Source organism: Mesorhizobium sp. M1C.F.Ca.ET.210.01.1.1, assembly GCF_004791585.1.
In the GTDB taxonomy this organism is placed as follows: Bacteria; Pseudomonadota; Alphaproteobacteria; order Rhizobiales; family Rhizobiaceae; genus Mesorhizobium.
Map to the genome: position 1 here is coordinate 1 of NZ_SRUU01000003.1, position 18,423 is coordinate 18,423.

Annotated in this window: 23 protein-coding genes; 10 read left to right on the forward strand and 13 right to left on the reverse strand. The window is 63.3% G+C overall.

Annotation, left to right across the window (positions count from 1 at the left end):
* Window positions 1–182: 182 nt before the first annotated feature.
* Window positions 183–1,430 (reverse strand): cytochrome P450, encoded by a 1,248-nt coding sequence (locus tag EN853_RS03905; protein WP_127858288.1) that lies wholly within the window; start codon window positions 1,428–1,430, stop codon window positions 183–185.
* A gap of 102 nt (window positions 1,431–1,532) precedes the next feature.
* Here EN853_RS03905 and EN853_RS03910 point away from each other — a divergent pair, with 102 nt between their 5' ends.
* Complete coding sequence (locus EN853_RS03910; RefSeq protein ID WP_127858287.1) at window positions 1,533–2,636, forward strand: FAD-dependent oxidoreductase; 1,104 nt, start codon at window positions 1,533–1,535, stop codon at window positions 2,634–2,636.
* A 155-nt stretch (window positions 2,637–2,791) separates the two neighbouring features.
* Here EN853_RS03910 and EN853_RS03915 read toward each other — a convergent pair whose 3' ends face one another.
* Window positions 2,792–3,514: a hypothetical protein gene (locus tag EN853_RS03915; RefSeq protein WP_127858286.1), complete on the reverse strand. Its 723-nt coding sequence runs from the start codon at window positions 3,512–3,514 to the stop codon at window positions 2,792–2,794.
* Between the two features lie 109 nt (window positions 3,515–3,623).
* Here EN853_RS03915 and EN853_RS03920 point away from each other — a divergent pair, with 109 nt between their 5' ends.
* Window positions 3,624–3,968 carry a hypothetical protein gene (locus tag EN853_RS03920; RefSeq protein ID WP_127858285.1) on the forward strand — a complete coding sequence of 115 codons (345 nt, stop codon included), beginning with the start codon at window positions 3,624–3,626 and terminating at the stop codon, window positions 3,966–3,968.
* Between the two features lie 17 nt (window positions 3,969–3,985).
* Entirely contained in the window at window positions 3,986–4,513 is a 528-nt protein-coding gene (locus EN853_RS03925; protein WP_127858284.1) for a gamma carbonic anhydrase family protein, read from the forward strand.
* Between the two features lie 34 nt (window positions 4,514–4,547).
* Here EN853_RS03925 and EN853_RS03930 read toward each other — a convergent pair whose 3' ends face one another.
* The 4 genes from EN853_RS03930 to EN853_RS03945 form a co-directional block, all read right to left on the reverse strand.
* On the reverse strand, window positions 4,548–5,123 hold the full coding sequence (locus tag EN853_RS03930) for an ankyrin repeat domain-containing protein (protein ID WP_127858283.1): 576 nt from the start codon (window positions 5,121–5,123) through the stop codon (window positions 4,548–4,550).
* 286 nt (window positions 5,124–5,409) lie between these two features.
* Window positions 5,410–6,015, reverse strand: a complete 606-nt coding sequence (locus EN853_RS03935) for a transglutaminase-like cysteine peptidase (RefSeq protein WP_127858282.1) — start codon at window positions 6,013–6,015, stop codon at window positions 5,410–5,412.
* Window positions 6,016–6,282: 267 nt separating this feature from the next.
* Window positions 6,283–6,900, reverse strand: a complete 618-nt coding sequence (locus EN853_RS03940) for a PilZ domain-containing protein (RefSeq protein WP_127858281.1) — start codon at window positions 6,898–6,900, stop codon at window positions 6,283–6,285.
* 173 nt (window positions 6,901–7,073) lie between these two features.
* Window positions 7,074–7,712 carry a PAS domain-containing protein gene (locus EN853_RS03945; RefSeq protein WP_127858280.1) on the reverse strand — a complete coding sequence of 213 codons (639 nt, stop codon included), beginning with the start codon at window positions 7,710–7,712 and terminating at the stop codon, window positions 7,074–7,076.
* A gap of 414 nt (window positions 7,713–8,126) precedes the next feature.
* Here EN853_RS03945 and EN853_RS03950 point away from each other — a divergent pair, with 414 nt between their 5' ends.
* Window positions 8,127–8,858, forward strand: a complete 732-nt coding sequence (locus EN853_RS03950) for a rhomboid family intramembrane serine protease (protein WP_127858279.1) — start codon at window positions 8,127–8,129, stop codon at window positions 8,856–8,858.
* A 135-nt stretch (window positions 8,859–8,993) separates the two neighbouring features.
* Entirely contained in the window at window positions 8,994–9,425 is a 432-nt protein-coding gene (locus tag EN853_RS03955) for a CBS domain-containing protein (RefSeq protein ID WP_127858278.1), read from the forward strand.
* Window positions 9,426–9,443: 18 nt separating this feature from the next.
* On the opposite strand, the gene EN853_RS03960 is transcribed toward EN853_RS03955, so the two are convergent.
* Window positions 9,444–9,713 (reverse strand): DUF6455 family protein, encoded by a 270-nt coding sequence (locus tag EN853_RS03960; RefSeq protein WP_127858277.1) that lies wholly within the window; start codon window positions 9,711–9,713, stop codon window positions 9,444–9,446.
* A gap of 170 nt (window positions 9,714–9,883) precedes the next feature.
* Here EN853_RS03960 and gatB point away from each other — a divergent pair, with 170 nt between their 5' ends.
* Window positions 9,884–11,386, forward strand: coding sequence for an Asp-tRNA(Asn)/Glu-tRNA(Gln) amidotransferase subunit GatB (gatB, locus tag EN853_RS03965; RefSeq protein WP_127858276.1), 1,503 nt, complete (start codon window positions 9,884–9,886; stop codon window positions 11,384–11,386).
* A gap of 1 nt (window position 11,387) precedes the next feature.
* Window positions 11,388–11,876: a GNAT family N-acetyltransferase gene (locus tag EN853_RS03970; protein WP_127858275.1), complete on the forward strand. Its 489-nt coding sequence runs from the start codon at window positions 11,388–11,390 to the stop codon at window positions 11,874–11,876.
* Window positions 11,877–11,898: 22 nt separating this feature from the next.
* On the opposite strand, the gene panC is transcribed toward EN853_RS03970, so the two are convergent.
* Together panC and panB are read right to left on the reverse strand one after the other, a co-directional pair.
* Complete coding sequence (gene panC, locus EN853_RS03975) at window positions 11,899–12,750, reverse strand: pantoate--beta-alanine ligase (protein WP_127858274.1); 852 nt, start codon at window positions 12,748–12,750, stop codon at window positions 11,899–11,901.
* Window positions 12,747–13,586, reverse strand: a complete 840-nt coding sequence (gene panB, locus EN853_RS03980) for a 3-methyl-2-oxobutanoate hydroxymethyltransferase (protein ID WP_127858273.1) — start codon at window positions 13,584–13,586, stop codon at window positions 12,747–12,749. Before panB ends, panC begins: the two co-directional genes overlap by 4 nt.
* 324 nt (window positions 13,587–13,910) lie before the next feature.
* On the opposite strand from panB, the gene EN853_RS03985 reads away from it, so the two are divergent.
* From EN853_RS03985 to EN853_RS03995, 3 genes are all read left to right on the forward strand, one after another.
* Window positions 13,911–14,309, forward strand: coding sequence for an NADH:ubiquinone oxidoreductase subunit NDUFA12 (locus tag EN853_RS03985; RefSeq protein ID WP_127858272.1), 399 nt, complete (start codon window positions 13,911–13,913; stop codon window positions 14,307–14,309).
* Window positions 14,310–14,427: 118 nt separating this feature from the next.
* Window positions 14,428–14,985, forward strand: coding sequence for a DUF2155 domain-containing protein (locus EN853_RS03990; protein WP_127858271.1), 558 nt, complete (start codon window positions 14,428–14,430; stop codon window positions 14,983–14,985).
* Between the two features lie 62 nt (window positions 14,986–15,047).
* Window positions 15,048–15,434, forward strand: coding sequence for a hypothetical protein (locus tag EN853_RS03995; RefSeq protein ID WP_127858270.1), 387 nt, complete (start codon window positions 15,048–15,050; stop codon window positions 15,432–15,434).
* 9 nt (window positions 15,435–15,443) lie between these two features.
* Here EN853_RS03995 and aat read toward each other — a convergent pair whose 3' ends face one another.
* Genes aat through aroQ form a run of 4 tightly spaced genes read right to left on the reverse strand, consistent with a single transcriptional unit; the run spans window position 15,444 to window position 18,379 of the window.
* Entirely contained in the window at window positions 15,444–16,061 is a 618-nt protein-coding gene (gene aat, locus EN853_RS04000) for a leucyl/phenylalanyl-tRNA--protein transferase (protein ID WP_127858269.1), read from the reverse strand.
* A 26-nt stretch (window positions 16,062–16,087) separates the two neighbouring features.
* On the reverse strand, window positions 16,088–17,431 hold the full coding sequence (gene accC / locus EN853_RS04005) for an acetyl-CoA carboxylase biotin carboxylase subunit (protein WP_127858268.1): 1,344 nt from the start codon (window positions 17,429–17,431) through the stop codon (window positions 16,088–16,090).
* A gap of 19 nt (window positions 17,432–17,450) precedes the next feature.
* Window positions 17,451–17,918, reverse strand: a complete 468-nt coding sequence (gene accB, locus EN853_RS04010; RefSeq protein ID WP_127858267.1) for an acetyl-CoA carboxylase biotin carboxyl carrier protein — start codon at window positions 17,916–17,918, stop codon at window positions 17,451–17,453.
* A 26-nt stretch (window positions 17,919–17,944) separates the two neighbouring features.
* Window positions 17,945–18,379, reverse strand: a complete 435-nt coding sequence (aroQ, locus tag EN853_RS04015; protein WP_127858266.1) for a type II 3-dehydroquinate dehydratase — start codon at window positions 18,377–18,379, stop codon at window positions 17,945–17,947.
* Between the last annotated feature and the right edge of the window lie 44 nt (window positions 18,380–18,423).

The window sequence follows — 18,423 nt, forward strand, 5'->3', positions numbered from 1 at the left end:
TGTTCAGGTTGATGGTTCTTTGGTGGGAAGGGACCGAGCCATGCCACGGCCTGTCCGCAAGGACGACCAGGATCCTCTCGGCCTCCTTCCCACTTCAACCATACAACGGAACCAACACACAGGATCCTCGGGTCTGCGCTGCGTCGCTACGCCCAAGGATGACGAAGCCGCATAGGCCTCGCTCAAAAAGTAACCGCCAGCCTCTCCAGCCCGTGGAAGTGATAGCTGTCGCGGAAGCGCGGCTCCTCGGCCAGGCGCAACGTTGGCAAGCGTTCGAACAGCGTCTTCAGCGACACCTGCAGTTCAAGCCTTGCCAGCGGCGCGCCGATGCAGAAATGGATGCCGGCGCCGAAGGAGACGTTCTTCTGGTCCGTGCGCGCCGGGTTGAAGATGGCCGGTTCGGCAAACGCCAGCGGGTCGCGATTGGCCATGCCGAGCAGCAGCGCCACCATCTCGCCGGGCTGGACCAGAATGCCTGGAGCCACTTCGATCTCCTCATAGGCGTAGCGCAGGAACATGTGCAGCGGCGCGTCGAAGCGCAGGCATTCCTCGACCGCTGCGGCGTTTGCCTCCGGCGTTTTGAAGAAGCGGCGCGGATCGCCGCCCTGCGCTAGCAGCGAGCGCACCGCATTGCCGGTCTGGTGCACGGTCGCCTCGTGTCCGGCGTTGAGCAAAAGGATCGCCGAAGAAACCAGCTCGTCCTCGGAGAGTCTTTGGCCGTTGTCCTGAGCCTCGATCAGCAGCGAAAGCAGGTCGTCGCCAGGCTTCTTGCGCCGTTCGACAACATGGCTGCGCAGGAAATCGGAAAAGTCGCGCGCCGCGCGGTTGGCGGTCTCCTCGGTCTCGCGGGTGCGGCCGTGCATGTACATGGCGACCATCTGATGCGACCAGTCGAGCAGTTGAGGTCCCATCTCGGCCGGCACGCCGAGCATCTCGGCGATGATGGTGATCGGCAAAGGCGAAGCGTAGGCGGGCAGGAGGTCGACGCTGCCCGGCTCGAAGCGGTCGATCAGCTCGTTGGCTAAGGCCTCGATGCGTGACCGCAGCCGCTCGACCTGGCGCGAGACGAAGGCTCGGTTGACCAGCGTCCGCAGCCTGGTGTGCACAGGCGGTTCCAGCTCCAGCATCGAATTGGCTTCGATGCCGTCGAAAGCGGTGAGATGCGAGCGGTCGTCACCGACGCCGCGGCTGTCGGGAATGCCGGCCGGGTTCTGGCGGCCGAAGCGGCGATCGCGCAGAAGGCGATTGACATCGTCGAAGCCGCCGAAACACCAGAACCCATAGTCTTCCCAGAAGAATGCGTTCGAGAGGCCATGCAGGAAGGCGTAGGCTTCGTAGGGGTTCTGCACGAAGGCAGGCTCGTGCGGGTCGAGCCGCAGGCGGCGGCAGGTTGGATCAAAGGCGAGATAGGCTGGCATCAAATCGGTCATGCCAGACCATTAGCGCGCCTTGTCAGCCCGATGCCAGACCGTATCTTGGCGCCCACTATTCCGATGTGTTGAGCCAGGCGAGCCGCCGAGAAGGATGTGTTGATGAATGTGATCGTGATCGGTGCGGGAATTGCGGGTCTTTCCACGGCCTGGTCGCTGGTCAAGGCGGGACACAGGGTTACGATCGTCGAGCAGGGGCCGATCCCGAATCCGCTCGCGGCCTCCGGCGACCATCACCGCATCATCCGCCGAGCCTACCGCGCCGGCAGCGGCTATGGCCGGCTGATCAGCGAGGCCTACGGAGCCTGGGACGAGCTCTGGGCCGATCTCGGCGAAGATCACCTGGATGCAAGGGGCTTCCTTTGCGTGTCGCGGGAGGCCGGCGACGAGGCCGAGGAGTATCGCGAAGGATTGGAAGAAGGGAATTTCCCGTTCGAATTGCTCGAACCCGCGGCGGCGGTCGAACGTTGGCCGTTCCTCGAAGTCGGCACTTTCCGCTACGCTTACTTCTCGGAAGAGGGCGGCGCGCTGCATTGCCGCAAGATTGCCACCGGTCTGGCCGGATGGCTGCGCGCGCATGGCGCCAATGTCTACGAGCACAGCAAGGCGGTCGAGGTCGATACCGACACCGGTCATATCGTGCTGGAAAGCGGCGAGACCATGCAGGCCGATCGCGTTGTCGTCGCAGGCGGTGCTTGGGTTCTGAAACTGTTCCCGGAACTGGGCAGCGAATTGAAGACCTATCGCACGGCGCTTGCCTATGTTGAACCGCCGGCAGACCTCAAGGCCGCCTGGGAGGTGGCTCCCGTGATCCTCGACGTTGGCGGCGTCACCGATGGCTACATGATCCCGTTGACGCGCGGTGCCGGCATGAAGTTCGGATCCGGCCTGCACAAAGTGCCGACCAGCGACGCCGACTGGAATCGACAGCCGGTGCCGGGCGAGGGCGAGGTGATCCGCAACCTGTTCTCGCCGCCCATCGCCCGCATAACAGAATACAAGGTCACCGACGTCGTCACCTGCGCCTACACTTTCACAGCGGACGAAAAATTCCTGGCGCATGAGAAAGGCAAATGCCTGATCGTCTCCGCCTGCTCCGGCCACGGCTACAAATTCGGCGCGGCCGTCGGACGGCGTGTCGCCAAAGCTGTCGGCGATCATGACATCGCCGGGCTGAAACGCTGGCTGCGAGCTGAAATGGTTTAGAGCATGTCTCCCGAAAAGTGGGAACCGGTTTCGGGACAAAGACATGCGTAAAATCAAAAACCTAAAGCGCATGGAGCGAATCCGAAAGATCGCGACGCGCTTTTAGGTCGGCAGCTGGTTTAACTTGCCACGGCACAAGGCTCTCGCGGCGCGTTTCAGTGTCCCGACTTCAGGATGGTCGCAACCTTGGCGGCGATCGCAGCATCGAGCGCCTGCCAATTTCCGAGGAGCTCGCGCGGGAAACGGTAGGTGAGGCTGAGATCGTCGCCCACCTGGATGTCGCGCTCGCAGGGCGCCAGTGACTCCTCGGCGCTCGGCCCGCTCAGGCAGCGAGCGACGAATGGGTCCTTGCCGGGACGGTCGGCAACCGCAAGCACTTCGTTGAGGTAGCCTGATTTCTCGGTGAATCCGTAGAGCGTCGTGCCGTCCGGCCCGGGTGTGCCCGGCTTGACGATCAGGGCGCTGTAGATCGGCGCGAACCGGCCGCTCATGTCGCGCGACATCATCCGCGGCTCGAACGCCAGGAAGATGATCTTCCTGGTCGTGGTGTGATTGAAGTCGTTGCGCGCGGCAGTGCTGTAGCCGTCCATCTCGGGATAGCGCAGATAAAGGTCTAGGCGCGAGGCGATGCCGTCTCGCCTGGCCTGGTCGAAGCGGATGAAATTGGCCGGCACGCTGATCACGCTATTGCCCATGACGACCTGGCGGACGGTGGTGTCGTCGCTATAGCCGGCCATCGCGATTGACCTGCCAAGCCACTTGCCGCCGACGCTGATGGCAACTGACAGCAGGGCCAGCGCCGCGAAGGCGTAGAAGACCCTCTTCATGAAGGTCGAGTCGACGACCTGGAATTCCTCGGCGGCGGCTGCCTCTCTCATCGCGGTTCCCAATCCCGTCCCCTGTCCTCAGGTGGCACAGCTTCGCGCGGCATGGCTCTTGCAGCGTGTCGGCACGACTGTGCGATTTCATGGTAAACGGTTGGTAAAGATGGATACGATGTTGCTTCCTCTCTACGCTTTTGCCGTCGGCCTCACGGCCTGCGGCCTCGCCGGTTCGGCCATGGAACTCTTCTCTGGCCGCCGGCTGGCCTTCGCCGAGCCCTATGTGTCGCCTGCCCATATTGTGCGCTCGCTCGCGGCAACCGCCTGCGCCGGTCCGTTCATGCTCGCCAACGAAGCTCTAGCCGCCAGGCGCGAGGGGCGTATCAGCATGCTGGCGCTGCTTTCCTGCGGCTGCACGGCCGTTGCCTGGGCGCTGGCGCTCGGCATCGTGCTGATCACCATTGCCTCCTGGGCGTTCGGTCTCCTAGGCTCTACCGAATTCTCAGCTTGAGACGAATCGGAGACAAAATGCCGGTCTATGCGATCGACGGGAAGGCGCCTCGGTTCGAGGATGCCGAAACCAACTGGGTAGCGCCCGACGCCACGCTGATCGGCAATATCAGGATAGGCCGCAATGCCGGCTTCTGGTTCGGTGTCGTGATCCGCGGCGACGGTGAGCTGATTGCAATCGGCGCCGACACCAATGTGCAGGAACATACCGTCATGCACACAGATCCGGGCTTTCCGCTCACCATCGGGCAGGGCTGCACGATCGGTCATCGCGCGCTGCTACATGGCTGCACGATCGGCGACAACAGCCTGATCGGCATGGGCGCCATCGTGCTCAACGGCGCCAGGATCGGCAACAATTCGCTGGTCGGCGCCGGCGCCCTGGTGACGGAAAACAAAGTGTTCCCGGACAATTCCCTGATCGTCGGCTCGCCCGCCAAGGTGATACGAGCTCTGGACGACGCGGCGATCGAGAGGCTGCGCGTCTCAGCCGCGCACTATGTCGCCAACGGCAAGCGCTTCAAGGCTGGGTTGAAGCAGGCTTGAGAGCGAGGCGTCGCGCGACCGCTTTGTCGCCGGCTTAGCGGCACCGGGACATCGCTTCGCGCATCAGCGACGCTCCCGCTTCAAAGCCTGCTTCATCGGCGCCTTCCAAGGCCGTTTCATAGTCATCGATGCGCGTTTTGAGCGACGGATCCGCGCCCGATGCCAACAGCAGGCGGATCGCATCGGTGTCTCGCAGCGATACTGCATAATGCAGCGGCGTCCAGTCGTTCACGCCGCGCATGTTCGGGTTGGCGCCGTGCTCGATCAGGATCCGCACGATCTCCAGTCTGTCGGGCCGTTCCGTCGACAGCGCCGCGATCAAGGATGGAAAGCCGGCGTGATCTTCGTAGTTCGGGTTCGAGCCGGCACCGAGCAGGGTGCCTATGAAAGCGATCGGGCTCCAATAGATCGCGTATTCCAGCGGATGGCCGAGGCCCAGCTCGAACGGCATCCGTTCGTCAAACCAGCGCGCCGAGCCGCCGAGCGCTTTACCAAGGGTCTCGAAGGCGCCAGCCTTGAAGGCGTCGTCGATGGCTTTGAATAACCGGTGGCGCTCGCAACGGTCGTCAGGGATTTCCAGCATCGCTTTCCATCCGAAATGAACGGACATACTGCCCCCATCCGCTGCGATCAGGAAGGGTTGCCGGATGACAGTGTGGCGTTTCCGGCCAGGCGGAGCCCATCAGGCTTGTCTCCCGACAGGCACCGCCAGAAAAGGCGGAGCCGGCCCGGGGACAGGGCCGGCTCCTAAAACCCGGTCGTTGGGGACGGGGAGGGTGGGGACTCGACCGGGCTTTTCCCTAAGCACGTCGCATGAATGCGATGCGCTTGATTTCCTTGTGCATGTCGTTGTCCCAAAGCCGCTGCACGCTTTTGGGCGACATGCATTGGCGCCCTTAGCGGACGCTGGCGACGGCGTCCTCGCGGCCGTCGTTGATCGAAACCCAAACGCCCGAATTCTCGGTCGATTGACGTTTGAGGTAGGTGTAGACCGTGTCGTTCCAGGCGAGCACTTTCGGCTCGAGGTTGTCGAGGATGAATTCGCCGAGGCTTGTGCGCACCGTCAGCACCGCGTGGCCGTCGCCGTTCGGCTGGCGCACGACCGTCATCAACAGGTCGCCGGCGGGGACACCGACAGCCATGAGCTCGCGGCGCTTCTCCAGCGCATAGTCCTCGCAGTCGCCAACTCCGTTGTCGGGGTAGGCCCAGTATTCCTCGACCCCGTAGATCTCCATATCGGTGCGCGGCTTGACGCGCGTGTTCACCGAATTGTTGATGCTGATGATCGTCGCCCACAGCTTGCGGGTCAGGTCGACCGGCGCTCCCTTCGGCGTCCGCTCGTTGCATTCGGCCGGAATGTGCTGGCAGAACTCATAATGGCCAACTGGCTGCGTGGTGCGGCCGCCCGTATGCATGAACACCGGTCCTGCGCTCGCCGTGCCCCACGCGGAAAGCTGCATCGCCATTGCCAAGAGCAACAGCTTGCCCCTCGTCATTTTCATTATGGTAGTCTCCCCGTTCGAGAGAGACTGTGCCACGTTGGGATTTATTTGACGCAAAAACCCGAAGTAGATATTGAGTAAAACGCCCGTAGAATAAATATAAAATTTGAACTACCGCGATTTCGAATTGTTGAGGTTTTGCCCGGCGTCGTGCCGCCTCGCGTGACGTCCCGACATGCTGTGTGGCTGCGGAAGGGCAGGCCGAAGCTGCCAACAAAAAACCGGCCACTGGCGGCCGGTTTGATGCGGCTTGAGCTCAGCGGGCAATCAGGATCGCGGCGCGTTGAATTCCGAATCCAGTGTTTCCGGGCGCTGGATGACGGCGAATTCGATGGCGACGCCGTCCTCGAAGTGACGCACCACCTGGCCGCGCATTGTTCCGAGCATCACCTGCACGCCGATCGCCGGCTTGACGTCGATCTCGATCGCCGCGCCCGAAAGCGACAGGTCGATAATGCGGCATTGATACTGGCGCCCGTCGGTGAGCTGCAGCACGCTCATCGGATTGCGCGGCGCGACACGTTCGTGGCGCCGGTCTTCCGGCAGGTCCAGCTCATGCTTGTTGGCGAGCCAGGTGAGTTGCGCGGCCAGCTTGTCCTTCTTGCGCTCCGAAGCGATGACAGTCATCGCGAAACCGTCCTGCGAGGTCCGCGTTACGATGCCTTCGATGCGGCCGATATGGTCGATATAGGCTATGACCTTTTCGCCAGGCATGCCGACGCGATCGGTGCGCAAGGCGACGTTGCCGGGCGACATGTCGATCACCTGGCACGCATGCTCTGTGCGGTCCTCCAGCATGAAACGTCCGTAGATCTTCACCCGGACACGCTGAAAATTGCGCCGCTCCGCACGAGACGGCGTGTATTCTGCCGCCGCTGATCTCATGACTGCCTACACCCCGTTGGCATTCCGCGCGACGATGCGAGGAATTTCACCGGAAAACTACAGCAAAGCAGGTTAACAAAGGGGAAAAAGCCGGCCCCAAATGGCTTGGGACCGGATGCTCGCGTAAGGCAGAAACGAAGCCCGATCAGGGCAAGAAAGCCTCGCGATCCGCCTTATTCGTTGCGCCCGCCGTCGAAGACGACGAGATGTCGGATCCGGCGCACGCGGCCGAGCGCCGAGATCGTCTCGGGAGCGTCCAGCTCCGTCGGCACCAGCGAAGGAACGTCGATCGCGGGGCGGTTTTTCAGGAACATCGGTTCCCTGTCGGGATCGATGATCCGGATCGCGTCGATCAGGGCATCGGCCAGCGGGTCGGCGCCCAGCCAGAATGGTCTATTTGCGGCGCTGACGACGCCGAGGCAGCGCGGGTTCTCGACGCCGCTGTCGAGCGGCAGCGCGAGCAGCTCGAACTTGTTGGAGCGGCCGTTTCGGCTGAACCCTTCATAGGTCAAAAGCAGCAACGATTTCTGGTCGAAGACGCCGTGAATGAGCCGCGACACAAGCCGCTGGTCCTTCTCTCGCCAGAGCGAGGGGAAGGAGAAGCCCTTGAGCTCGCGGCCGTAATAGGCGCAGAGCCTGGTGCCGGCCAGCCGGAACACGGCTTCGCCGCGCGTGTCGCGCTCGAGGATGAACGTGTCCGCTAAAAGCGACTTGATGTCCGCCGGCTCGACTTCCGAGCGCTTCGGGGCAGGGCGGCCATCACGCAGCTGGTTCCAATATTGGAACAGCGTGATCGATCCGATCTGATTCATTTCCATTCCGCTCCGGCAATCTGTCTTCTTCCTGTCCCATCGGCGGACAGACAGTGCGCCCTCCGATGACCTTCATGCGGTGCGGAGCAGGATGCGTGCCAGCATCGTTAACGTTTGTTCACGGGTCGGGGACGTTAAGGTTAACAAGTGGTTTACGTTGCGCCTCGGTGGGGCCTGTGGCACACCAAAACCACTCCAAAAACGGTCGTTTTCGCAACGATCGGCAGCACTACGGTTAAGAGATTACGGGGAGCAGGGGACTCGACCGGCCGTTCAGGGGAAACCCTGGACGGTTTCCTTTTTTGATTCGTGCTGCGGCGATTCGGGGACTGTGGCGATTCGCGGTTTGTGATTCGATCAGGCGTGAATTACATGCTCGCCCGAAAATCTAATCTCCAGCCGACCGCAGGGTGCATGAGCGAACCGGTAAGCCCAACTGAACCCGAACCGCAGCCGGAAGAGGCGCCGAAACCGCGCCGCGAGCCGGTGTTCAACCTGCCGCCGATTGTGCTGGCGGTCATTGCGATTTGCCTCGTCGTCTATCTGGCCGAAAACTATCTTCTCACGCCAGCGCAAGACGACACGTTTGTCTCGACCTTCGCCTTCACGCCGGCTTTCTATTCGGGTCTTTACCCGCCAAGCGCCTATTTGCTGGTTCAGCCTTTCACTTATGCGTTCATGCATGGCAGTTGGGCGCATCTGTTGGTCAACATGGTCTGGCTCGCCGCTTTCGGCTCACCGCTTGCCAATCGTCTCGGCGCGACCCGATTTGCGGTGTTCTACGCTGTGACCGGGCTGGCCTCGGTCGCGTTGTTCTGGGCGATGCACCCTTATGGCGAGATGCCGCTGGTCGGCGCTTCGGGCGCGATCTCGGGCATGATGGGGGCTGCGGCGCGCTACGGTTTCCGCATCGACCGCTCATCCGGCAGCGCGGCCTTCGCCGGCGAGCCGTTGCCGATCGCGATCGTGCTGCGCTCGCGCGGCGTCATGACCTTCCTCGGCGTCTGGATGGTGATCAACCTTGCCACCGGCCTGATCGGCCTTGCGCCGGGTATCGATGGACAGATCGCCTGGGAAGCCCATATCGGCGGCTTCGTCGCCGGCTTCTTCGGGCTGCGCTTTTTCCAACCGCCCCATGCCGGCTGAGCAGCGCGCCATCATACTTGAAATGCAAGCAATCACGGCGCACGATGTCGGCCAGGCACCCAGTGTCTTCCAAGGGCGCTGGGGCTGAAAAAGCCGGTCAGGCAGGAGCCGGCGCGCAAGGCTGAGGAGGACGCCATGACGGTTAAGGCAATTCTCGAAAGCAAGGGCCATGACGTGTTCACGCTCGGGCCTAATGAAAAGCTGAGCGAAGCCATTCGCATACTGACCGAGCACAGGATTGGCGCGCTCGTCATCACCAACGGCGACCGCAAGATCGTCGGCATCCTTTCCGAGCGCGACATCGTGCGGGTGCTGGCTAGGGAAGGGGCCGCCGCGCTCGATATCGCGGTGCGTTCGGCGATGACGCCCAAGGTCAAGATTTGCAACGAGGGCCATACGGTAAACGAGGTCATGGAGATCATGACCAAAGGCCGCTTCCGGCATTTGCCGGTCGAGAAGGACGGACTGCTCGACGGCATCGTGTCGATCGGCGACGTGGTCAAGCGTCGCATCGAGGATGTCGAGCGCGAGGCCGAGGAGATCAGGGCCTACATCGCCACGGCGTAGCTGCTGCCCCCACCTAGGCTAGCGCAGGCCGGCCGCATGCCGCAGACGTGCGATCAGGTCGGCGTTCCGACAATAGTCCGGCGGGACGTCGGCCTGTTCGTGGCTGTCGAGCCAGGTCGAGCATTCGGCCTGATGGCCGCATGAACGGCAGCGGTCGGCAGCTCGATTGATGACGGCAATGTGGTCCGGAACAGTCTTCAGTTGCCGGTCGACCCCCATCGTCTGCATCATGCGGCCCATCAGCGTGGTCCTGAGGTCGACTGAGAGCAGATAATCCAGTAAGCTCATATCGTCTCCACTCCTGCTTTTACGGTACTCTCGCCCGAGACAGCAGGCGCACGCATTGATCTCGGTCAACAGACGACTCCCTTGCCAGCCCGGGCCGATTGATCTAGCGAACGGTTGACAGTCCGCGCCGCCAGAGCGTGGGAACCCGGACAACAAGCACCTGGACTACCATGAGCATCATCGATACCCGCACGCCCGACCCCAAACGTCTGATCTCCGGCGCCACCGGCGACTGGGAAATCATCATCGGGCTCGAAGTGCATGCGCAAGTGACGTCCGAGGCAAAGCTCTTTTCCGGCGCTTCGAGCTCGTTCGGCGCCGCGCCCAACGCCAATGTCAGCCTGGTCGACGCGGCGATGCCCGGCATGCTGCCGGTGATCAACGAGGAATGCGTCAAGCAGGCGATCCGCACCGGACTCGGCTTGAGGGCTGCGATCAACCACAAGTCGGTCTTCGACCGGAAGAACTATTTCTATCCGGATCTGCCGCAGGGCTATCAGATCTCGCAGTACAAGCAGCCGATCGTCGGCGAGGGCAAGGTCATTGTCTCGGTCGGACCGGACCGGCAGGGCGAGTTCGAGGATATCGAGGTCGGCATCGAGCGGCTGCACCTGGAGCAGGATGCCGGCAAGTCGATGCACGACCAGCATCCGACCATGTCCTATGTCGACCTCAACCGTTCGGGCGTGGCGCTGATGGAGATCGTCTCCAAGCCCGATTTGCGTTCCGCCGACGAGGCCAAGGCCTATGTCAGCAAGCTGCGCACCATCATGCGCTACCTCGGCACCTGCGACGGCAACATGGACGAAGGCTCGCTGCGCGCCGACGTCAACGTCTCGGTGCGCCGCCCCGGCGGTGCCTTCGGCACGCGCTGCGAGATCAAGAACGTCAATTCGATCCGCTTCATCGGCCAGGCGATCGAGTCCGAAGCTCGCCGGCAGATCGCCATCCTGGAGGATGGCGGCGCGATCGAGCAGGAGACCCGCCTGTTCGACCCCAACAAGGGCGAAACGCGCTCGATGCGCTCCAAGGAAGAGGCGCATGACTACCGCTACTTCCCCGACCCTGACCTTCTGCCGCTGGAATTCGACCAGGCCTATGTCGATGATCTGGCACAGCATCTGCCGGAATTGCCCGACGACAAGAAGGCGCGGCTGATCGGCTCGCTCGGCCTCTCCACCTACGACGCATCGGTGCTGGTGTCGGAAAAGCCGATCGCCGACTATTTCGAGAAGGTGGCCGCAGGGCGCGACGGCAAGCTCGCCGCCAACTGGGTCATCAACGACCTGCTTGGCGCCCTCAACAAGGCCGGAAAAGATATTGAAAACGCTCCGGTTTCGCCCGATCAGCTTGGTGCCGTCATCGACCTGATCAAGGAAGGCACCATCTCCGGCAAGATCGCCAAGGATCTGTTCGAGATCGTCTGGAACGACGGCGGCGATCCGCGCGAGCTGGTCGAAAGCCGCGGCATGAAGCAGGTGACCGACACCGGCGCCATCGAGAAGGCGGTGGACGAGGTCATCGCCGCCAATCCGGACAAGGCCGAGCAGGCGCGCGCCAAGCCGACCATGGCCGGCTGGTTCGTCGGCCAGGTGATGAAGGCGACCGGCGGCAAGGCGAACCCGCAGGCGGTCAACGAGCTGGTCAAGGCCAAGCTCGGCATAGAGGGCTAGCATGTTCGTCCGCACGGCAAGCGAACGCGATCTCGCTGCCGTCCGTGCGCTGCTTGTCGAGACCTGGCACGCCACCTACGATGGCATCTACGGCGCCAAGCGGGTGGCTGAGATCACCGATGACTGGCATTCGCTCGCCTCGCTTCGCGCGCGGCTGGCGCGCCCCAATTCGGAATTCCTGGTGGCCGACGACGGCAAGCGCATCGGCGGCATGGCCTTCGCTTCCGCCACCACGGACCCGAAGATCGTCCTCCTGAACCAGCTCTACGTGCATCCGGATTGTCAGCGGCAGGGGATCGGCCAGTCGCTACTCGACGAGGTCGAGTTGAGCTTTCCGGAAGCGCGGACACTGCGCCTGGAGGTGGAAGAGGCGAATGCCCCGGCGATCGCCTTCTACGAAGCGAACGGATTCCGGCCCGCGGGCAGGACCGCCGATTGCGGCGGCGGGTCAGGAATACCCGCGCTTATCCTGGAGAAGCGGCTCGGCTAGACCGCCGAACGCGAACGCTCGATCAGCCGCGGGAGATCTCGACATTGTCGATCAGCCTCGTCGTGCCGAGCCAGGCCGCCGCAAGCAGACGGCCAGCGCGGTCGCGCCGCCAGGGGGCGAGCGTCACCGCCTCGCGCGCGGCGACGTAGTCGACTTTTCGAAAGCCCGCCCTGACGAGCGCTTCCGCTGCGTCGCCGGTAGCGCTGGCCTCGTCTGCGCCAGCGGCGAGCGCCGCCGCTGTCTGGCGCAGAACGACGTTGAGCTGGCGCGCAACGGCAAGTTCGGTCTCGCTGAGATAGGCGTTGCGCGACGACATGGCGAGACCGCGGGTGTCGCGCACCGTCGGCGCGCCGATGATCTCGACCGGCAAGTCGAGATCGCGGCACAGTTGTCTCACGACGCAAAGCTGCTGGTAGTCCTTCTCGCCGAAGATCGCGCAATCGGGCGCCGCCTGCAGGAAAAGCTTGGCCACCACCGTCGCGACGCCGTCGAAGAAGCTCGGCCTGAAATCCGTTTCGAGGCCGGAAGAGGGGCCGCCGACCGAGATTTTTGTGGCGAAGCCCGCCGGGTACATTTCCGCCACGCCTGGCGTGAAGGCGAGATGCGCGCCGGCTTCCCGCAGCCGGTCGAGATCGTGGGCCAGTTGGCGCGGATATTTGTCCAGGTCCTCGGTCGGCGCGAACTGGGTCGGATTGACGAAGATGGAGACGACGCAGCGCTCGGCCCGCTCGAGCGCGATTCTCACCAGCGAGATGTGACCGTCATGCAGGGCGCCCATGGTCGGCACCATGGCGATCCGCTGGCCTTCCCGGCGCCAGTCCCGGAGTTGCGCGCGAAGTGCTGCGACGCTGTCGACGACGATTGGCCCGCTCATGCCTTGTCCTTGTCCGATGTCGCCGAAAAGACGTGGTCCGGTCCTGGAAATGCGCGGCCGCGCACCTCGGCGGCGTAACGCGCCGCCGCATCCGAAATGGTATCGCGCAGCTTTGCGTATTCCTTGACGAATTTCGGCACGCGGTCGACCGTCATGCCGATCATGTCGTCGATGACCAGGATCTGGCCGTCGCAGTCGCCGCTGGCGCCGATGCCGATGGTGGGGATGGCGACATGGCGGGTGATATCCGAAGCCACCGTCGCCACCGTGCCCTCGATGACGACCGAGAATGCGCCGGCCTTCTCGACGGCCTCGGCATCACGAAAAAGAGCAGCGATGTTTTCCTGTGTCCGGCCCTTGATCTTGTAGCCGCCGTCCTTTTCCACGGACTGCGGCTGCAGCCCTATATGGCCCATGACCGGGATGCCTTCCGCGACGATTGCCGCGATCTGCGCGGCCATGTCGACGCCGCCTTCGAGCTTGACCGCCTGGCATGCGGTTTCTTCAACAATTCGTCGAGCCGAGGCAACGGCCTCCGCCACCGAGGCCTCGTAGCTGCCCGCCGGCATGTCGACGACGACACAGGCCTTTGTCGAGCCGCGCATCACCGCTTGCCCATGCGCGATCATCATCTCCAGCGAGGCGCCGAGCGTCGTGGCATGGCCATGCAGCACCATGGCGACGCTGTCGCCGACCAGAAGCAGGTCGACATGCGGGTCGAGCATGCGGGCTATCGGATAGGTATAGGCGGTGAGACAGACGATCGGCACCCCGCCCTTGCGGCGGCGAATGTCTTCGGCGCCGATCCTGTCGCCGGCGGATCGTTCTGGGGCCAATCCTCACCTCCCTCAACCGGCGCGGGCCAAGTACCCGCTTGCCGGGCGTGCGAGCTTTAGAAACACAGGCAACACTTGGCAAGCCGAGGTGGCGACATCTCCGCGTGTGTATCGATTAATGTATGTCGCGCAAGAATGTGCAGCGGTTTTGCGAAAACGACATGCGCAGACAAGATCAAAGCGCGTCGCCTGAATCGGTTTCAGCGCGACGCGCTTTGGCGCACGAAGCATTTACATCGCCGGGCGCGGCAAAACCCTTGCCTTCGCGATAGCCTGACGCCATAAGCAGGAAACGGCGCGGCCGCTGCCGCCATGAGGATCCGGATGAAGACTTTCCTGCTGCAGTTTTTCACCTGGTGGAACAGCCAGACGCTGGGCACGCGCTTTCACACCTGGCGATTCGGCAAGAAGGTCGGCGAGGACGAGGCCGGCAATGTCTACTACGAAGGCGGCGTCGATTCGGAAGGCCGTACCCGCCGCTGGGTGATCTATCGCGACTATTCCGAAGCCTCGAAGATCCCTCCGGGTTGGCATGGCTGGATGCATCATAGGGTCGACACACCCCCGTCGAGCGAGAAGTACCAGGCTCGCGAGTGGCAGAGGCCACATCGGCCGAACCTGACCGGAACGCCCGGCGCCTATCGCCCGCAGGGTTCCATCCTGACCAACCAGCATCGTCCGCAGGTGACCGGCGACTACGACGCCTGGACGCCCGGCTCGTAAACGCGTTTTTCGGTCCTTTGTCGCCACAATTGGCGTTTAGCTGCTTGCTGGTATCGCAGCCATGACTAGCCTTGGGCGATTGACGGAATCACCCGGGCGCAACCACCGGTATACTTGTATGAGCCGACTCTCGACGGGATTGTTCGCGGCAGCTTCCTTTCTGGTCGCCTCGACGGCGACGTTCGCTGCTGCGCAGGCGCCGGCGGTTTCGGACCGTATCACCAACCCGGTCGCCCAATTCGCCGGCATCGACAAGATCACCGGCCGCATCATCACCTTCGACGTCTATATCGACGAGACGGTGCAGTTCGGCGCCCTGCAGGTGACGCCGCGCGTATGCTATTCGCGCCCCGAGACTGAGCAGCCGAAGACCGATTCCTTCGTCGAGGTCGACGAGATTACGCTCGACCGCAAGATCCGCCGCATCTTCACCGGCTGGATGTTCGCCGAAAGCCCCGGCCTCAATGCCGTCGAGCATGCGGTCTATGACGTCTGGCTGAAGGGCTGCAAGCAGAAGTCCGACGTGCCGCCGCCGACCGCGGCCAAGGCCGATACGGCCAAGTCGAAGACGAATGCCGCCGAGCCGAAGGCGCCTGCTCAGGACCAGCCGGCCGAAGCTGCGCCGAAGCCGACGGACGTCGCGCCTGCACCGGATGGCACCACCGACCAGAACTGACCTCGGAACCCTCGTTTTCGCAATCCGTTGTTAAACGGGGGCAGCGACGGGAGGATTCCACAATGGCAAAGATCAGGCCGATCACCGTCAGCAAGGAAGAGCTTCTCGGTCTCGAGAAGGGGTTCTGGACCGGCGATTCCGCGTATTTTGCGGCCCACGCCGATGTCGAGTGCCTCGTCGCCTTTCCGGAGATGGCGAAAGCGATGGCCAACGCCGATCTGGCCAAGACCGCCACGAAGCCCAACCGCTGGCGCGATCTCGACATCCGGCTGAAAGGCATGGTCGAGCCGGGCAGCGATATCGTCATGCTGACCTACGAGGCTCATGCGACGCGGGAAAGCGGCGAGCCCTATGCCGCTCTGGTCAGCACAGGCTATGTCCATCGCGCCGATGGATGGAAGATGATGTTCCATGCCCAGACGCCGATCGAAACCTCGACCGACCGCTGACTGCCGTCCTCAAGGATAGAAGACGGCTTCGCCTTTCAACGCGTCGGCCAGCATCTTCTCGTACCGGCTGCGCGGCACGTCGATGGCGCCGAAGCGCTTGAGGTGCTCGGTGGTGAACTGCGTGTCGAGCAGCGCGAAGCGGCGTTCGTTCAGCCGCTCGACGAGATAGTAGAGGCAAGTCTTCGAGGCGTCGGTTTCCCGGGCGAACATGCTTTCGCCGAAGAAGACACGTCCGAGTGAAACGCCATAGAGGCCGCCGACGAGCCGGCCCTCGCGCCACGCCTCGACCGAATGGCAGTGGCCCAACCGGAAGAGCTCGACATAGGCTTCGCGGATCGGCGCGTTGATCCAGGTCGAGCGGCGCTCCTCGCGTTTTTCGGCGCAGCCGTCGATCGTCGCCTCGAAATCGAAATCGTAGCGGATGTCGAAGGGGTGCTTGCGGATCGTCTTCTTCAGGCTGCGCGGCGTGTGGAACTCGTCAAGCGGGATGATGCCGCGCGTTTCAGGCCGCACCCAGAACACTTCCGGGTCGGTCGCGCTCTCGGCCATCGGGAAGACGCCCGAGGCATAGGCTTTCAGCAGCAGGTCGGTTGGAATGCGATAGCCGGGCGCGTAGGGACGGGTCATCGCGGCATTATAGCTGCAAGTTGAGCCTAGTCCTCCTTGGCCAGGTATTTTTCCAGCCAGTGGATGTCGTAGTCGCCATTGGCGATGTCCGGATTGCCGACCAGGTCGCGGAACAGCGGCAGCGTCGTCTTGATACCGTCGACGACGAACTCGTCCAGCGCCCGGCGCAGCCGCATCATGCATTCGACGCGGTTGCGACCGTGCACGATCAGCTTGCCGATCAGGCTGTCGTAGTAGGGCGGGATCCTGTAACCGGAATAGACGCCGGAATCGACACGGATGCCGAGGCCGCCGGGCGTGTGGAAATGCGTGATCGTGCCGGGCGACGGCGTGAAGGTGCGCGGATCCTCGGCGTTGATGCGGCACTCGATGGCGTGGCCGTTGAACTTGATGTCTTCCTGCCTTACCGACAGTCCGCCGCCGGAGGCGACGCGGATCTGCTCATGCACGAGATCGATGCCGGTGATGGCTTCCGTCACCGGATGCTCGACCTGCAGGCGGGTGTTCATCTCGATGAAATAGAACTCGCCGTTCTCGTAGAGGAATTCGATGGTGCCGGCGCCGGAATAGCCGAGATCGGCGATCGCCTTGGCGCAGATGCCGCCGATGCGCGAGCGCTCCTCGGCATTGAGCGCGGGCGAGTTGGCCTCCTCCCACACCTTCTGGTGGCGGCGCTGCAGCGAGCAGTCGCGCTCGCCGAAATGCACGCCGCGGCCGGCACCGTCGCCGAACACCTGCAATTCGATATGGCGCGGCTTTTCCAGATATTTCTCGATGTAGACGGCGTCGTCGCCGAAGGCGGCGCCGGCTTCCGATTTGGCCGTCTGCAGCGCGATCTCAAGGTCGGCCTCGGTGCGGGCCACCTTCATGCCGCGGCCGCCGCCGCCGGCGGACGCCTTGATGATCACCGGATAGCCGATCTCGGCGGCAACGCGCTTGGCTTCCTTCTCGTCGCTGATCGCGCCGTCGGAGCCCGGCACGACCGGAATGCCGAGCCGCTTTGCCGTGCGCTTGGCCTCGATCTTGTCGCCCATGATGCGGATATGGTCGCCCGACGGGCCGATGAAGGTGATGTTGTGGGCAGCGAGGATGTCGGCGAACTTGGCGTTTTCCGACAGGAAGCCGTAACCCGGATGCACCGCGTCGGCACCGGTGATCTCGCAGGCGGCGACGATCTGGTGGATGTTGAGATAGCTTTCGCGCGACGGCGGCGGGCCGATGCAGACACTCTCGTCGGCAAGCCGCACATGCATGGCGTCGGAATCGGCCGTCGAATGGACCACCACCGTCTGGATGCCGAGCTCCTTGCAGGCGCGGAGCACTCGGAGTGCGATTTCGCCGCGATTGGCGATGAGGATCTTCTGGAACATCTGCCCGCTGTTCCCGGCTCTACTCGATAACCACGAGCGGCATGCCGTACTCGACCGGCTGGGCGTCCTCGATCAGGATCGCCGTCACGGTTCCGCCGCGCGGCGAGGGGATCTGGTTCATCGTCTTCATCGCTTCGATGATGAGCAGCGTCTGGCCTTCCTTGACCTTCTGGCCGATCTCCACGAACGGCTTGGCGTCCGGCGAGGGCGCCAGATAGGCGGTGCCGACCATCGGCGAGGGCACGGCATTCTTGGAAGAATCAGCCCCCGTCACAGGGGCCGCCGCGGCTGCCGCCTGGGCCGGCGCGGTAACCGCCGCAGGGATAGGAAGCGGAGCGGCGACCGCGTGGACGGCTTGCGACTGGCGCGACACGCGCACCTTCAGGTCGCCGAGCTCGACTTCGATCTCGGTCAGGTTGGTGTCGTTCAGTATGCCAGCCAGATCGCGGATCAGCTGCTGGTCAACACCGTTCTTCTTTATCGACATTTTCGAGCCTTCTGTTTGGGAGCCGGTCACAGCCGTGCCGCCAGTGCCTGCAGCGCAAGCGTGTAGCCGAGCGGCCCGAACCCGCAGATCATGCCGACAGCGACCGGCGAGACCATGGAGACGTGGCGGAAAGGCTCCCGCGCGTGGATATTGGAAAGATGGACTTCAACGACGGGCAGCGGCGCGACGGCGCGGATGGCGTCGTGAATGGCAATCGAGGTATGGCTGTAGGCGCCGGGATTGATGACGATGCCAGCGGCCTTGTCGCCGGCTTCCTGGATCCAGTCGACCAGGTCGCCCTCGTGGTTGGACTGGCGAAAATCGATCTCAAGCCCAAGCGCCGCGCCTGCGGCCTTGCAATCCTCGGCTATGGCGGCAAGCGTTTTGCCGCCATAGATCCCAGGCTCGCGCTTGCCGAGTGCATTGAGATTGGGACCGTTGAGGACGAAAATCGTTTTCAAAATGCCGACCTTGTTTGACGCCGGCCCCCAAGCCGGCGCGCCGG